Below are 14,166 nucleotides of genomic sequence, written 5' to 3' on the forward strand. Positions count from 1 at the left end.
GCGGCGCACCGCCCACCGGGACCGTCAGAGGAAGGGATGCACCTGGATCGTCTCGTCCCGGCCGGGCCCGACGCCGACGGCCGAGATCCGGGCGCCGGACATCTCCTCCAGCGCCGCCACGTAGGACTGGGCGTTCTTCGGCAGGTCGGAGAGCGACCTGGCCCCCGAGATCGGCTCCTGCCAGCCGGGCAGGTACTCGTAGACCGGCTCGGCGTGGTGGAAGTCGCTCTGGTTGTACGGGAGCTCGCTGACCTCGCGGCCGTCGATCCGGTAGCCGACGCAGACCGGGACGCGCTCCCAGCCGCTGAGCACGTCGAGCTTGGTGAGGAAGAAGTCGGTGATCCCGTTGACCCGCACCGCGTAACGGGCGATCACCGCGTCGAACCAGCCGCAGCGGCGGTCCCTGCCGGTGGTGACGCCGAACTCGTGCCCCTCGGTGCGCAGCCGCTCGCCGTCCTCGTCGTGCAGCTCGGTGGGGAACGGGCCCGCGCCGACGCGGGTGGTGTACGCCTTCAGGATGCCGATGACCCGGTCGATCCTGGTGGGCCCGACCCCCGTGCCGGTGCAGGCGCCGCCCGCCGTGGGGTTGGACGAGGTGACGAACGGATAGGTGCCGTGATCGACGTCGAGCAGGGTGCCCTGGCCGCCCTCGAAGAGCACCACCTTGCCGTCGTCCAGCGCCTGGTTGAGCACCAGGGTGGTGTCGCACACGTACGGGCGCAGCGGCTCGGCGAAGCCCAGCAGTTCCTCGACGGCCTGCTCGACCCCGATGCCCCTGCGGTTGTAGATCTTGGCCAGCAGCTGGTTCTTGTGGTCCAGCGCGGCCTCGACCTTCTGCCGGAGAATCGATTCGTCGAAGAGGTCCTGGACGCGCACCCCCTGCCGGTTGATCTTGTCGGCGTAGGCGGGGCCGATGCCGCGCCCCGTGGTGCCGATCTTCCGCTTGCCGAGGAAGCGTTCGGAGACCTTGTCGAGCGTCTGGTGGTAGCCCGTGATCAGATGGGCGTTGCCGCTGACGAGCAGGCGGGAGGTGTCGATGCCGCGCTCGTTCAGCTCGCGCACCTCGGAGAGCAGCTTGCTGGGGTCGACGACGACGCCGTTGCCGATCACCGGGGTGCACTCGGGGCTCAGCACGCCGGAGGGCAGCAGGTGGAGCGCGTACTTCTGGTCGCCGACGACGACGGTGTGACCGGCGTTGTTGCCACCCTGGTAGCGCGCCACATAGTCGACGGAGCCACCGAGCAGGTCCGTGGCCTTGCCTTTGCCCTCGTCACCCCACTGAGCGCCGAGCAGCACAAGTGCGGGCACAGGCGTACACCCCTTTCGAGCGGGGCATCTACGCTGTGCTGCCCCGGATCGACGAAACCCCTGCGCAATCGCGACAGGGGCTCTTGCACAGAGAGCTTACGGGAGACGCAGCCGGGAGGCGAACAGTCAGGTGTTCATCGTCATCGACCCGAGAGCCCGGCGCGTGGACGGGGAGTCGGTCCGCATCGCCAGGGACGTGCTCAGCGCGGGCGCCGGCGGGGAGGTCAGGGTCTGCGTGCTGGAGCAGGGCGAGGCGCTGCCGAAGGGGCTCGCCCGGGGCAACGGCCGCCAGCTGGTGATCGTCGGTGACGACCGTGCGCTGCTGCGGGCCGTGCGGCTGCTGCACAGCGAAGGGCGCCTGAGCGCACGGCCGTTGGGAGTGGTGCCGGTCGGCGGCTCGACGGCGGTGGCCAGCGCGCTGGGGGTGCCGACGGACGCGGTCGCCGCGTCCCGCGCGGTGCTGACCGGGCGCACCCGCCGGCTGGACGTGCTGACCGACGACGCGGGCGGGGTGGTGCTGGGAACGCTCGGCATCCCGGCGCCGCGCGGCCGGGGCCCGGCCTCGGGATGGTGGCGCGCGGTGCCGTTCCCCAGGCCGCCGCGGCCGGGCCGGCCACGCGGCCGGGCCGAGCAGCGGCTGCGGGTGGAGGCGGACGGACGCCTGCTGGCGGACCAGGACCGGCCGGTCGCCGAGGTCTCGGTGCGGGCGGCGAACGGCCTCGCGGACGTGGTGGTGCGGCCGGGGCCCCGGGAGGTGGAGGTCAGGGCGCGGGCGAGTTCGGTGACGGTCTCCGGTCCGACGGGCTTCAGCTACCGGGCGAACGCGGTGGACCTGGGGCCCACGCGCGCGCGGACCTGGACCGTGCTGCCGGGGGCCCTGCCCCTGACCGTCCCCGGCACCTGACCCACCGGGCCGGCCCCCACCAGGCGCGCGAGCGCCCCACCACCGGGCCGAGGACGACACCCCGCCGGGACCGGCCAGGACCGCGGTCGACCACCGCCCGCCGCTCCCGCACCGCCCCACCACCGGGCCGAGGACGACGCCCCGCTCCGGCCAGCGCAGCGCGTCAGCGGGTCAGCGTTCGGCGCCGTGCTCCACGGGCCGCCCGTCGACGGAGCGTCTCGCGTGCCAGCGGTCCATGATTCCGCTCATCTCCTCCGTCAGAAAGGCCATGAAGTCGGCCGTCTCCCCCAGTCTCCGCCCCGCCGGGGAGTCCTCGCCGACCACCTCGGCCCCGGCGCGCACCGTCGTCTCCCAGCGCCGCAGGTACTGGTCGCGTTGGGTCATGGCCTCGTACCAGACGTCGTGGTGGAGCCGGTAGCGCTCGCGCCGCGAGCCCGGCTCGCGCTCGCGGCTGACCATGTGGATCTGCGCGAGGTAGCGCACCGCGCCGGAGATGGCGGCCGGCGAGATGCGCAGCCGTTCGGCCAGTTCGGAGGAGGTGAGGGCGCCCTCGTCCGAGACGGCGAGGCAGGCGAAGACGCGAGCGGCCATCCGCTGGAAGCCGGCGGCCACCAGGTCGGCGGCGAACCGTTCCACGAACTCGGAGACCGCCGGCGGATAGGGATCCGCTGCGCCACGTGGGTGGTCCATGGTCATCCCGCCATCCTGCCAGCCCTTAACGAGATTCTGACGATTCCCTAACTTCACAAATTCCTGAAATAAACGTAGCTTGCTGCCATGAAGTCCTCAAGCAACGCGATCGAGATCGCCGATCTGGTCAAGACGTTCGGCCCCACCCGGGCCCTGGACGGACTGGACCTGACGGTGCGCGCGGGCGAGGTGCACGGCTTCCTCGGGCCCAACGGGGCCGGGAAGTCCACCACCATCCGCGTGCTCCTCGGCCTGCTGCGTGCCGACTCCGGCACCGTGCGGCTGCTGGGCGGCGATCCCTGGGGCGAGGCCGTCGCCCTGCACCGCCGACTGGCCTATGTGCCGGGCGACGTCGAGCTGTGGCCCAACCTGACCGGAGGCGAGGCGATCGACCTGCTGGCCCGGCTGCGCGGCGGGCTCGATCCGAAGCGCCGCGCGCGGCTGCTGGAACGCTTCGAGCTGGATCCGGCGAAGAAGGGGCGCACCTACTCCAAGGGCAACCGGCAGAAGGTCGCCCTGGTCGCCGCGCTCGCCTCCCGCGCCGAGCTGTTGCTGCTCGACGAGCCGACGGCGGGCCTCGACCCGCTGATGGAGGCCGTCTTCCAGGAACTGATCGGGGAGGCGAAGGAGAACGGTCAGACGGTGCTGCTCTCCAGCCACATCATGGCCCAGGTCGAAAAGCTCTGTGACCGGGTGAGCATCGTCCGCCAGGGGAGCGTCGTGCAGTCCGGCTCGTTGGACGAGCTGCGCCATCTCACGCGCACCAGCGTGGAGGCCACCACCGGCCGGCCGGTCTCGGGCCTGGAGGAGCTGCCCGGCGTCCACGACGTGCGGGTGACCCCCGCCGACGACGCGGGGGCGGACGCCACCCGGGTCACCTTCTCCGTCGACGGCCCCCATCTGGAGCGGGCCGTCAGCCGGCTCGCCGAGTTCGGGGTGCGGAGTCTGCTGAGCCACCCTCCCACGCTGGAGGAGCTGATGCTGCGGCACTACGGCGACCGGCACAACGGCGACGGGCACAACGGCGACCGCCGCGACGACGACCGCCGCGACGACGCGCCCCGGGCGGCCGGCCGATGAGCGGGACCACGACCGCGCCCGCCGCCGGGGCGAACGACTCACGCGCGACCGGCCCAGCCCCGGCGGGCGGCCCCGCGGGCCCGTTCGCCGGGACCGGCACCATGGTCCGCTTCGCGCTGCGCAGGGACCGGGTCCGACTCCCGGTCTGGCTGGGGATGTTGACCCTGACGACGGCCGCCTCGGTCGGCAGTCTCCAGTCCACCTACCCGGAGCCGGCCGACCGGGCGACGGTGGCGGAGACGTTCCGCTCCCCCGCCGGGATCGCCATGTCCGGGCCCGAGCGCTACCTCGACGAGGGCTACTCGCTCGGCGCCATGACCGCCCACCAACTGCTCGGCTTCTTCGCGCTGGCCATCGGGCTGATGGCGGTGCTCACCGTGGTCCGCCACACCAGGGTGGAGGAGGAGACCGGCCGCGCCGAGCTGGTCCGCTCCGGGGTGCTCGGCCGGCACGCCCAACTCGCCGCCGCGATGCTGGTGGCCGGCGGCGCCGGCGTGCTGCTGGGCGCGCTGCTCGCCGGGACGCTGGCCTCGATGGGCGCGGACGGGATCAGCGCCGGGGGCGCCGCGCTCTACGGCGCGGCCTCCGCCGCGCTGGGGCTCGCCTTCGCCGGGGTGGCGGGGGCCGCGGCACAGGTCACCCCGTTCTCCCGGGGTGCCACCGGGCTCGGCTGCGCGGTGCTGGGCGCGGCCTACGCGCTGCGTGCCGTGGGGGACGTCGGGCCGTCGGCGTTCTCCTGGCTCTCGCCGATCGGCTGGGCGCAGCGCGCCTACCCGTTCCTCGACGACCGCTGGTGGCCGCTGCTGCTCCACCTGGGGCTGGCCGCCGCGACCGCCGTGGCCGCGTTCTGGCTGAGCACCCGCAGGGACCTGGGCGCGGGGCTGCGTCCGGCGCGGCCGGGCCGCCCCGAGGCGGTGGCGCGGCTGGCGACTCCGTTCGGCCTGGCCTTCCGGCTGGGCCGGGGGCTGACGCTGGGCTTCGCCGCAGGCGCCCTGCTCTTCGGGGTGATGCTGGGCTCGGTGCTCGCCGACGCCGAGCAGATGCTGGAGGAGATCGAGGAGATGGCCGCCGAGCTGGCCCTCGGGGGCGCCTCGATCTCCGACATCTTCACCTCGATCTGTCTGACCATCCTCGCCGTCGCCGCGCTGGCCGCCGTGGTGGCCGCGCTGACCAGGGCGCGCGCCGAGGAGACCGGCGGCAGGGCCGAGCCGCTGCTGGCCACCGCGCTCTCCCGGACGGCCTGGATCGGCGGCCAGTTGGCGTTCGCGCTGGCCGGCGCCACGCTGGTGCTGCTCGCCGCCGGGCTCGGCCTGGGGGCGGCGGGCGCGGCCTCCGTCGGCGACGCGGCGTTGCTGCCCGAGGTGGCGCTGGCCTCGCTGGCCTACGCCCCCGCGGTGTGGTTCACCGGTGGCCTCACGCTGGCGCTCTACGGCTGGCTGCCCCGGGCCACGGCGGCGGCGTGGGCGATTCCGGGGTACGCCATGGGGGTCGTCTTCCTGGGCGAGGTCGTGGACCTGCCGCGGGCGCTGCGCGAGCTGTCCCCGTTGGCCCATGTGCCGAGCGTGCCGGCCGAAAGTTTCGACGCGGTGCCGCTGCTGGTGCTCACCGCCCTTGCGGCCGGGCTGAGTTGGCTGGGCGTGCTCGGGCTGCGGCGCAGGGACCTGGAGCTGCCGTAGCGCGGGGGTCCCCCGGAAGGGGACGGACGGCGGCGCTGACGCCCGGTCAGCGCCGCCCGCCGGGCACCCCCCTGACGGAGCAGCGATGCACCCCCGGGGACCCGTTCCGGATGCGGAGTCGATCACTGACTGTTCGCATGGGTGACAGCACGTCACGCACCCCGCGTGCGGCATAGCCCGGAGGTCACCCGCTCATGAAGCGCACCCGCATTCCCCTCGTCCCCCAGGCCAGACCGCTGGCGCTGGCCGCCGTCGCCGCCGCCCTCACCCTGGGCCTCTCCGGCCAGGCGCTCGCCCAGGACCGCGAGCCGGCCCCCGAGGAGGTCTCCGAGATCTCGGAGGCCGTGCCGCAACAGGGCCTGGCCGTGCTGGAGGACGCCAAGCCCGCCTGGGACAACGTCGCCCCCCTCACCATCTCGCCCGCCTCCGGCGGCCCCGGCACCTCGGTGACGGTGCGCGCCAACTGCCGCCCGGACGGCCCGGCCCGTTCGGACGCCTTCAAGGAGCCGGTCAACCTGCGCCGCGGCGACGCCGGCCAGTGGGTCGGCACCGGCAAGATCAAGCACGGCCTGAAGGTCGGCCGCGGCTATCCCGTCACCGTGAACTGCGCCGACGGGGTGCAGCTCACCGCCACGTTCACCGCGACCGCCGGCACCCCGAGCGGCGGCGCCGAGGCCGGCTTCGGCGGCTCGGGCGGCTCCCGCGACGGCGGCACCCAGGCCACCGCGCTGGCGATCGGCGGCGGCGTGGCGGTGGCCGGCGGCGTGGGGTACGTCTTCCTCGCCAGGCGCCGTCGCTCCGGCAACCACGCCTACTAGAGGGAGCCCAGTGGCTAGGAACCGGCGCGCGGCCGCCAAGCCGCGCCTTCCCCGGCTGCCGAACGCGCTGCGCGCCGGCCCCGGTTGGCCGCGCGCGCTGGCGCGGGTGCGGCGTCGCCTCGCCGCGCCCCGCCGCGTGGCGGGGCCGGCGACGGCGCCGGCGCGGCCCCGCGGGCCGGCCGAGCGCCCGACCGAGCGCCCGGCCGGGCCGCGGCGGCTGACGGCCCGTGCGACGGCGGCGCTGCGGCGGCTGACGGGCGGCCTGCGCGACGCGGGCCCGGCGACGGTGCGGCTGGTGCGGGACCGGAAGGGCGGCGCGTCGCTCGGCCAGGCGAGGGTCGCGGTGGCCACGGCGGTGCGCGGCGCCGCCGGGCCGCCGCCCCCGCCGCCCGGCACCCGCACCCGGCATCAGCGGCAGTCGCTGCGCACCCGCCGGCTGGAGACCACGGTCGCGGTGGCGGTGGTGGTGGGCGGGCTGCTGGTCGGCGTCTTCGCGCCGAGCGGCGGCGAGACCTCGGTCCGGGAGGCCCGCGCGTCCAGCAGCATCGCCGAGGGGGTCTCCCGGCCGGACGCGGTGGACGCGCCGGCCGCGGCGCCCGACGCGGGCTCCACCGCGAACCTCAGCGGCTCGGGCGAGGCGGGGGCGGCCGCGGTCGCGCCGCCGTTGGAACGCTCGGTCCCGATCCGGGTCCGCATCCCGTATCTGGCCACCGACGTCGAGGTGTTCGGCGCCGACCTGACGCCGGACGGCGGACCGCCCTCCCCCTCCGAGGAGGACGCCCAGCGCGCCGCCTGGTACGCGGGCGGCGTCTCCCCAGGCGAACGCGGCGCCGCCATCCTCGTCGGCCATCTGGACACCTACGACGGTCCCGCGGCCTTCGCCGGGCTCGGCTCGCTCCAGCCGGGCGAGACCATCGAGGTCGACCGGGCCGACGGGGACGTCGCCGTCTTCACGGTCGACTCCGTCGAGCAGTACCCCAAGTCCGACTTCCCGGACGAGCGGGTCTACGGCTCGGTGACCTCGCCCCAGCTCCGCCTGATCACCTGCGGCGGGCGGTGGACCCAGGACGGCGGCTACGACTCCAACATCGTGGCCTACGCGCGGCTGACCGACTCCGCCACGTACACGCCCGAGGCCCACGACGCGTACCCGGAGCCGGCGCCCGAACCCGTCCCGCTCCAGGACCCGGGGCCCGACCCCGGCCCCGACCCGGCGCTGGAGCCGGAGGCGTACCCCGGGCCGGACCCGGCATGGAACGGCGGGTGAGCGGGGGCGTCGCCGCACCGGTTGGGCGCGCGTCGCCGGTCAGCGCCGGGCGGCGGCCTCCGCGAGCCGGTCCACCAGCCACGCCCCGGCCGCCAGGACCGGGACCATCGGCGCGTAGTGGCCGACGCCGGGCAGCAGCGCCAGCCCGGCGCCGTGGCGTTCCGCGAAACGGCGGGACAGCTCGGCGGGCACCTGGCCGTCCTCCGCGCCGTGCACCAGCGTGACCGGCACCGGCGGGCTCGGCCGCCGGAACGGGTCGGCGGCCTCCAGCGCCGCCTCCGGCCCGCCCTCCGCGTCCTCCAGATAGGCCAGCGTCGCGCCCCGGCCCAGGTCGAGCTCGACCGCCCGCGCCAGGTCGCTGACCGCCGCCACCCCGAACACCTCGCCCACCCGGGGATGGTCGGCGGCGACAAGCGCGAGCTGACCGCCGGCCGAGTGCCCCGCCAGCACCACCGGGCGCTCCCCCGGCAGCGCGTCCAGCGCCGCCCGTACGTCCCGGCCCGTCGCCGGCCAGCCACCGCCCCCGCCGACCCGCCGGAACTCCGGCACCGCGACCGCGACCCCGCGCGCCGCCAACGCGCGTGCGAACGGCGTCAGATGGGAACGGTCGAACGCCTCGCGCCAGAACCCGCCGTGCAGCACCACCACCGCCGGGTCACCCGAGCCGTGCAGGTCGACCAACTGCGCCGGGTGGTCCCCGTACCGGAGCGTCGCCTCCGGCGCGACCGGCTCGAACGGCGCGAGCAGCGCGGCCATCTCCACCGCGTCGGTGCCGGTCTCCGGTGCCCCGTTCGTCATCGCTCCCCCTCCCCGGCCAGCAGCGCGCCCAGCGTCGCCGCCGCCCGGACCGTCTCCCCGAACCCCGTGTACAGCGGGGTGAACCCGAACCGCAGCACGTCCGGCGGCCGGTGGTCGGCCACCACCCCGCGCGCGACCAGCCGCTCCCGCAGCCCGGCCGCGTCCGCGTGGCGCAGCGAGACCTGGCTGCCGCGCCTGGCGTGCTCGGTCGGCGTCAACGACTCGACCACCCCCGGCTCCACCAGCGCGTCCACCGCCTCCAGGAAGAGGTCGGTCAACGCCAGGCTCTTGGCGCGCACCCCGGCCAGCTCCACGCCCTCCCACACGTCCAGCGCCGCCTCGAGCGCCAGCATCGACAGCAGGTCGGGAGAGCCGACGCGCAGCCGGCGGATGCCGGCGTGCGGGGTGTAGTCGCCGCTCATCGCGAACGGTTCGCTGTGGCCCCACCAGCCGGGCAGCGGGGTGTCGAACCGCGGCAGAAGTCCGGCCCGCACATAGGCGAACGCGGGCGCGCCGGGCCCGCCGTTGAGGTACTTGTAGGTGCAGCCGACGGCGAGGTCGACGCCGTGCCGGTCGAGCGCGAGCGGCAGCGCCCCGGCGCTGTGGCAGAGGTCCCACAGCGAGAGCGCGCCCGCCTCGCGCAGCGCCGCCGTCAGCGCGGGCAGGTCCCGGAGCTCGCCGGCGCGGTAGTCGACGTGGTTGACCAGGGCGACGGCCGTGCGCGGCCCGGCGGCCCGCGCGAGTGCGGCGGCCGGTACCACCCGCAGCCGACGGCCGGTCATCCGGGCCGCCGACTCGGCGACATAGCGGTCGGTGGGGAAGGTCTCGGCGTCCAGCAGGATCTCGTCGCGCGCGTCGCCGGCCAGCCGCACGGCGCCGACCAGCAGCTTGAACAGGTTGACGCTGGTGGAGTCGCCGACCACCACCTGCCCCGGCGCCGCGCCCAGCAGCGGCGCCAGCCGGTCGCCGATCCGTTCGGGCGCGGTGTCCCACCCCGACTCGGTCCAGGACCTGATCCGCAGCCGCCCCCACTCCTCGGCGACCACCTCGGCCACCCGGCCGGGCACCGAACGGGGCAGCGCGCCCAGCGAGTTGCCGTCCAGATAGACCGTGTCGTCCAGCACGAAGCGCTCCCGCAGCGGGCGCAGCGGATCGGCCGCGTCCAGCGCCTCGGCGCGTGCGGTCAGCCGTGCGGTCCTGGTGGGGCGGTCGTCGCGGTCGTGCGCGGATCGCGCGGGTGGGTTCACGTGGCTGCACTCCGTCCGTCGTCCGGGTGCGACGAGGCGCGCACCGTCGAAGGCGCCCCACCAGCGAAGGCGCCCCACGGGGGAGCGCCTTGTGATGCCGGCGTGGCCGGGCCTGACCTGCTGGCCCCGGGAGGACCGGGGACCGGGGGGAACTCTACGAGAGGGTGTCCGCCGCCGTCGGGGAGCTGTCCCGCAGGAACTGCGTGCAGCGCTCGTGCTCCTCCTGCTCACCGATGGCGCCGGCGGCGCGGGCCAGGGCATGGAGGGCACGGAGGAAGCCCCGGTTGGGCTCGTGCTCGAACGGCACCGGGCCGTGACCGCGCCAGCCGTTGCGGCGCAACGCGTCGAGGCCACGGTGGTAGCCGGTCCTGGCGTAGGCGTAGGACTCGACGACCCGGCCGTCGGCGAAGGCGTCGTCGGCGAGTTGGGCCCAGGCGAGGCAGGAGGTGGGGTACTTGGCCGCCACCTCGGCGGGGGCCGTGCCGGAGGCCAGCAGCTCGCGCGGCTCCGGGTCGTCGGGCAGATGGGTCGGGGGCGGTCCCCCGAGCAGATTCTCGTGCGTGACCATGGTGCCCAGTCTGCCCCTTCCGCGACGGCCGCGCCCAGTCGTCCCCCGAGAGGTCTCCCGGGCGCGGCCCCGCGACGCGGTTACTTCAGCTTGGTGCCGGCCGAACGCAGGTCGCGGCAGGCGCCGGTGACCCGCTCGGCCATGCCCGCCTCGGCGGACTTGCCCCAGCTGCGCGGGTCGTAGGTCTTCTTGTTGCCGACCTCGCCGTCGACCTTGAGCACGCCGTCGTAGTTGCGGAAGACGTGGTCCACGATCGGGCGGGTGAAGGCGTACTGGGTGTCGGTGTCCAGGTTCATCTTCACCACGCCGTTCTCCAGCGCGGTGGCGATCTCCTCGGCGGTGGAGCCGGAGCCGCCGTGGAAGACGAAGTCGAAGGGCTCCTGCTTGCCGGTGGCCTCGGCGACGCCCTGCTGGAGGTCGCGCAGCAGCTCGGGGCGGAGCACCACGTTGCCCGGCTTGTAGACGCCGTGCACGTTGCCGAAGGAGGCGGCCAGCAGGTACCGGCCGCGCTCGCCGGTGCCCAGCGCCTCGGCGGTGCGCAGCGCGTCCTCGACGGTGGTGTACAGCTCGTCGTTGATCTCGTGGGTGACGCCGTCCTCCTCACCGCCGGTGGGGGTGATCTCCACCTCCAGCACGATCCGGGCGGCCGCGGCCTTGGCCAGCAGCTCGGCCGCGATCTCCAGGTTGTCGCCCAGGGTCTCGGCGGAGCCGTCCCACATGTGGGACTGGAAGAGCGGGTTGAGCCCCCGGTCCACGCGCTCCTGGGAGATTGCCAGCAGCGGGCGGACATAGCCGTCCAGCTTGTCCTTGGGGCAGTGGTCGGTGTGCAGCGCCACGTTCACCGGGTACTTCTCGGCGACGATGTGCGCGAACTCGGCCAGCGCGCGGGAGCCGGAGACCATGTCCTTGCTGTACTGGCCGCCGAGGAACTCGGCGCCACCGGTGGAGATCTGGACGATCCCGTCGCTCTCCGCCTCGGCGAAGCCGCGCAACGCGGCGTGCAGGGTCTGCGTCGAGGTGACGTTGATGGCGGGGTAGGCGAACTTGCCGGCCTTCGCCCGGTCCAGCATCTCGTTGTAGACCTCGGGGGTCGCGATGGGCATCTGTCCGCTCCTTGGAGAGTGTCCGATGGGCTGCTACTCGACATCAGGAGACGTCTTCGTCGGCGTCCCGCGCGTCATCGTCGGGGCCATCTTCCCAGACCGGGAAACACGCCCGTAACTGCCCGCCGAAGTTTCACGTGAAACCGTGACCGTACGTAGTGAACGCAGGTCAGTCCGGCCCGGCCCGGGTCAGTCCAGACCGAGATCCGCCAGGTCGAACGCCGCGTAGTACGGCAGCCCGGCCGCCTCGATCGCCGGCGCCGCGCCGCGTTCCACGATGACCGCGACCGCGACCACCTCGGCACCGGCCTCGCGCAGTGCCTCCACGGCGGTGAGCACCGAACTCCCGGTCGTCGAGGTGTCCTCCAGCGCCAGCACCCGGCGGCCCGTCACGTCGGGGCCCTCGATGCGGCGCTGGAGCCCGTGCGCCTTGCCGGCCTTCCGCACCACGAAGGCGTCCAGCCGCTCGCCCCGCGCCGCCGCCGCGTGCAGCATCGCGGCGGCCACCGGGTCCGCGCCCATGGTCAGCCCGCCCACCGCGTCGTACTCCAGGTCCGCGGTGAGGTCGAGCATCGTCTGACCGACCAACGGGCCGGCCTCCCCGTCCAGGGCGACCCGGCGGAGGTCGAGATAGCGGTCGCTCTCCTGCCCCGAGGAGAGGATCACCCGGCCGTGGACGACGGCCTTGTCCTTGATCTGCTGGAGCAGTCGTGTGCGCGCGCTCATGGCCACGACCCTATGCCAGCCGCCACTCCCACCGGGTGGAGACCTCCAGCGGCTCCAGCTCGGTGACCAGACGCGGATGGGTGTTCAGCCCGTTGGGCGGGCCGGACTGCGGCTCGACGCAGACCGCCTCGGGAACCTGGTCGTAGACCACCACCCACTGCGCGCGGCTGCGGACGGTCAGCTCCAGCTGCTCGGGCCAGCTCAGCCGCACGTCGACACCGTCCGGCATCCCGAAGCAGTCGTCCCAGGGGCCCGGCTTGGGCTCCATCCGGTGGCCCGTGGGGAGATGGTCCTCGCCCCGCTCCTCCTGCCACTCGGGGCTGAAGTCGATCTCCACCGGCCGGCCCCCCTCGCCGAGCCGCCGCTGGAACCAGGGGTGCCACCCGGCCTGCGCCGGGAAGGAGTCGCCGGCCGTCTCCACGCCGAGGGTGAGGGTGAGCGAGCCGCCGTCCTCGGCCAGCTCGACCAGTTGCGTCACCCGCCCCGGATAGGGCCAGGGCTCGACGAGGTCGCAGAAGAGGGCGGCGGAGCGCTCGTCCACCTGAGCCGTCCGCCACGGGCGCCGGCGCACCGTGCCGTGGATGGCGTGCTCGCCCGCGTCCAACGGGAGCCGGTGGTCGACGGGCCCGTTGCGGAAGTGCCCCTGCCGGGTGCGCCCGCACCAGGGCGCCATCACGAAGGAGCCGTAACGCTCCCCCTGACGCAGCAGTTCCAGGCCGCCGATCGACAGCGACGAGAGGCGCGCCCCCTGGTCGGGGCGGACGGTCACCTCGGCGGCGCCGGCTCGGAGCCGAATCCCACGTTCCGTGTCATCGATGGTCACCCCACGACGATAACGATCTGATGTATCAAATGACTAATGGTGACCGCGCCCCGGGGCGCGCCCCTCGCGCGTCCCACCCGTCTTCCGCACGCCCGGGGACACCGCCCCGGCGGCAACGGTCAACGACGCCGCAGCACCCGGCGCAACGCCACCGCCGAGGCCACGGCCAGGGCTGCGGCCGGGGCCGCCCAGCGCAGCACCGCGACGGAGCGTCCACGCTCCTCGGGCGCCGGCTCGGGGGCGTAACGCCCGCGCGGAGGGGCGTGATCGACCTCCTCCGCGCTCCGGCCGATCATCGTGCGCCTGGCGTGATCGGCCTCCGGCGCCGGCAGCGCCGACGGCTCGGCACGCTCGGGGTCGAGCGCGGAGGGAGTGCCCTCGCCGCGTCCCCCCGCCGCCCCAGGCTCGGTCAGCGGCTCCGAGGCCGCGGGCTCCGCCGGGCTCTCCGCGCGCGGCGCGGTCGGCGCGCCGGCGCCGGGCGCCCCCTCGCCGCGCGGCCGCCCGGCGGGCGGCTCCCCGGCCGCCTCACCCGCGCTCCCGGCCGCCTCGCCCGCGTCCTCGGCCCCGGGCGTCGCCTCGGGGGCCGCGGCCGGCGGCTCGCCGCCCGGCGCCGCCGGGATCCCGGGGATCGCCCGCTCGTTGTCGTCCGGCTCGCCGATCCCGCCGCCGGTCGCCGGCGGCGTCCGCGCCTCCTGGGACAGCTCGTCGGCCAGCGCCGCGGCGAAACGATCCAGCAGGCGTCGCCCCGCCGACTCCCGTTGCCCGTCGCTGAGTTCGGCCAGCCGGCCGGTCGCCGTCAGCCGGCCCTCGACCGCGAGCGCGCAGCCGGCGCCACCGTCCACCGGGCGCGGGGTGACCGTCAACTCCAGCGTGGCCGTGCCCGCCCCCCTGGCCTCCTCACCCTCGGCGCGCACCACGCCCCCCTCGCCGTCCGCCGCCACGGTCAGCGTGCCGCGGTAGGTGATGGTGGAGGAGCCGACGCGCAGCCTCAGCCGGCCGCGCACCGCGTCGGGCGCGGCCTCCCGGTCGGCCGGGGTGCCCGCCTGGGCCGGTTGGAGCCCCGGCACACAGCGCGCCAGCCGCCGGGGCTCGGCGACGGCGCTCAGGACGACAGCGGGGGCGTACGGGAGGTAGACCTCGTGCTCCATGGCGCGGAGC

At 75.2% G+C, this 14,166-nt stretch carries 14 protein-coding genes; 5 read left to right on the forward strand and 9 right to left on the reverse strand.

All coding sequences use genetic code 11. The annotated features are described in order from the left end of the window. Positions 1 to 24 precede the first annotated feature (24 nt). Positions 25 to 1,308: an adenylosuccinate synthase gene (locus CRP51_RS11270; protein WP_097230958.1), complete on the reverse strand. Its 1,284-nt coding sequence runs from the start codon at positions 1,306 to 1,308 to the stop codon at positions 25 to 27. Between the two features lie 130 nt (positions 1,309 to 1,438). Here CRP51_RS11270 and CRP51_RS11275 point away from each other — a divergent pair, with 130 nt between their 5' ends. Then, complete coding sequence (locus CRP51_RS11275) at positions 1,439 to 2,212, forward strand: diacylglycerol kinase family protein (protein ID WP_342749034.1); 774 nt, start codon at positions 1,439 to 1,441, stop codon at positions 2,210 to 2,212. A gap of 171 nt (positions 2,213 to 2,383) precedes the next feature. Here the strand turns inward: CRP51_RS11275 and CRP51_RS11280 are convergent, their stop codons facing one another. Then, positions 2,384 to 2,902: a GbsR/MarR family transcriptional regulator gene (locus CRP51_RS11280; protein WP_245880524.1), complete on the reverse strand. Its 519-nt coding sequence runs from the start codon at positions 2,900 to 2,902 to the stop codon at positions 2,384 to 2,386. Between the two features lie 87 nt (positions 2,903 to 2,989). On the opposite strand from CRP51_RS11280, the gene CRP51_RS11285 reads away from it, so the two are divergent. The 4 genes from CRP51_RS11285 to CRP51_RS11300 all read left to right on the forward strand — a co-directional run bounded on the left by CRP51_RS11285 (position 2,990) and on the right by CRP51_RS11300 (position 7,743). Further along, complete coding sequence (locus CRP51_RS11285) at positions 2,990 to 3,982, forward strand: ABC transporter ATP-binding protein (RefSeq protein WP_097230960.1); 993 nt, start codon at positions 2,990 to 2,992, stop codon at positions 3,980 to 3,982. Then, positions 3,979 to 5,658: an ABC transporter permease gene (locus tag CRP51_RS11290; protein WP_097230961.1), complete on the forward strand. Its 1,680-nt coding sequence runs from the start codon at positions 3,979 to 3,981 to the stop codon at positions 5,656 to 5,658. The genes CRP51_RS11285 and CRP51_RS11290 overlap by 4 nt, the downstream gene beginning before the upstream one ends. A 194-nt stretch (positions 5,659 to 5,852) precedes the next feature. Continuing rightward, positions 5,853 to 6,476 carry a hypothetical protein gene (locus CRP51_RS11295; protein ID WP_097230962.1) on the forward strand — a complete coding sequence of 208 codons (624 nt, stop codon included), beginning with the start codon at positions 5,853 to 5,855 and terminating at the stop codon, positions 6,474 to 6,476. A 10-nt stretch (positions 6,477 to 6,486) separates the two neighbouring features. Next, positions 6,487 to 7,743: a class F sortase gene (locus CRP51_RS11300; RefSeq protein WP_097230963.1), complete on the forward strand. Its 1,257-nt coding sequence runs from the start codon at positions 6,487 to 6,489 to the stop codon at positions 7,741 to 7,743. 39 nt (positions 7,744 to 7,782) lie between these two features. Here CRP51_RS11300 and CRP51_RS11305 read toward each other — a convergent pair whose 3' ends face one another. The 7 genes from CRP51_RS11305 to CRP51_RS11335 form a co-directional block, all read right to left on the reverse strand. Next, positions 7,783 to 8,541, reverse strand: coding sequence for an alpha/beta hydrolase family protein (locus CRP51_RS11305; RefSeq protein WP_097230964.1), 759 nt, complete (start codon positions 8,539 to 8,541; stop codon positions 7,783 to 7,785). Beyond that, positions 8,538 to 9,788: a kynureninase gene (kynU, locus tag CRP51_RS11310; RefSeq protein WP_439333153.1), complete on the reverse strand. Its 1,251-nt coding sequence runs from the start codon at positions 9,786 to 9,788 to the stop codon at positions 8,538 to 8,540. The genes CRP51_RS11305 and kynU overlap by 4 nt, the downstream gene beginning before the upstream one ends. A 154-nt stretch (positions 9,789 to 9,942) precedes the next feature. After that, positions 9,943 to 10,356 carry a DUF3151 domain-containing protein gene (locus tag CRP51_RS11315; protein ID WP_097230966.1) on the reverse strand — a complete coding sequence of 138 codons (414 nt, stop codon included), beginning with the start codon at positions 10,354 to 10,356 and terminating at the stop codon, positions 9,943 to 9,945. A gap of 80 nt (positions 10,357 to 10,436) precedes the next feature. Then, on the reverse strand, positions 10,437 to 11,459 hold the full coding sequence (gene fbaA, locus CRP51_RS11320) for a class II fructose-bisphosphate aldolase (protein WP_097230967.1): 1,023 nt from the start codon (positions 11,457 to 11,459) through the stop codon (positions 10,437 to 10,439). A gap of 189 nt (positions 11,460 to 11,648) precedes the next feature. Beyond that, entirely contained in the window at positions 11,649 to 12,185 is a 537-nt protein-coding gene (gene pyrE, locus CRP51_RS11325; RefSeq protein WP_097230968.1) for an orotate phosphoribosyltransferase, read from the reverse strand. Between the two features lie 10 nt (positions 12,186 to 12,195). Next, complete coding sequence (locus CRP51_RS11330; protein WP_097231097.1) at positions 12,196 to 13,002, reverse strand: aldose epimerase family protein; 807 nt, start codon at positions 13,000 to 13,002, stop codon at positions 12,196 to 12,198. A gap of 125 nt (positions 13,003 to 13,127) precedes the next feature. Continuing rightward, positions 13,128 to 14,156: an SRPBCC family protein gene (locus CRP51_RS11335; protein ID WP_097230969.1), complete on the reverse strand. Its 1,029-nt coding sequence runs from the start codon at positions 14,154 to 14,156 to the stop codon at positions 13,128 to 13,130. Between the last annotated feature and the right edge of the window lie 10 nt (positions 14,157 to 14,166).

The organism is Streptomyces zhaozhouensis, from assembly GCF_900230195.1.
Lineage (GTDB): Bacteria > Actinomycetota > Actinomycetes > Streptomycetales > Streptomycetaceae > Streptomyces > Streptomyces zhaozhouensis.

Excerpts from the sequence above, each read along its gene's own strand:
- CRP51_RS11305 (WP_097230964.1), bottom strand. The coding sequence starts at position 8,541 with ATGACGAACGGGGCACCGGAGACCGGCACCGACGCGGTGGAGATGGCC.
- fbaA (WP_097230967.1), bottom strand. The coding sequence starts at position 11,459 with ATGCCCATCGCGACCCCCGAGGTCTACAACGAGATGCTGGACCGGGCG.
- CRP51_RS11315 (WP_097230966.1), bottom strand. The coding sequence starts at position 10,356 with ATGGTCACGCACGAGAATCTGCTCGGGGGACCGCCCCCGACCCATCTG.
- pyrE (WP_097230968.1), bottom strand. The coding sequence starts at position 12,185 with ATGAGCGCGCGCACACGACTGCTCCAGCAGATCAAGGACAAGGCCGTC.
- CRP51_RS11335 (WP_097230969.1), bottom strand. The coding sequence starts at position 14,156 with ATGGAGCACGAGGTCTACCTCCCGTACGCCCCCGCTGTCGTCCTGAGC.
- CRP51_RS11295 (WP_097230962.1), top strand. The coding sequence starts at position 5,853 with ATGAAGCGCACCCGCATTCCCCTCGTCCCCCAGGCCAGACCGCTGGCG.
- CRP51_RS11290 (WP_097230961.1), top strand. The coding sequence starts at position 3,979 with ATGAGCGGGACCACGACCGCGCCCGCCGCCGGGGCGAACGACTCACGC.
- CRP51_RS11285 (WP_097230960.1), top strand. The coding sequence starts at position 2,990 with ATGAAGTCCTCAAGCAACGCGATCGAGATCGCCGATCTGGTCAAGACG.
- CRP51_RS11280 (WP_245880524.1), bottom strand. The coding sequence starts at position 2,902 with ATGGACCACCCACGTGGCGCAGCGGATCCCTATCCGCCGGCGGTCTCC.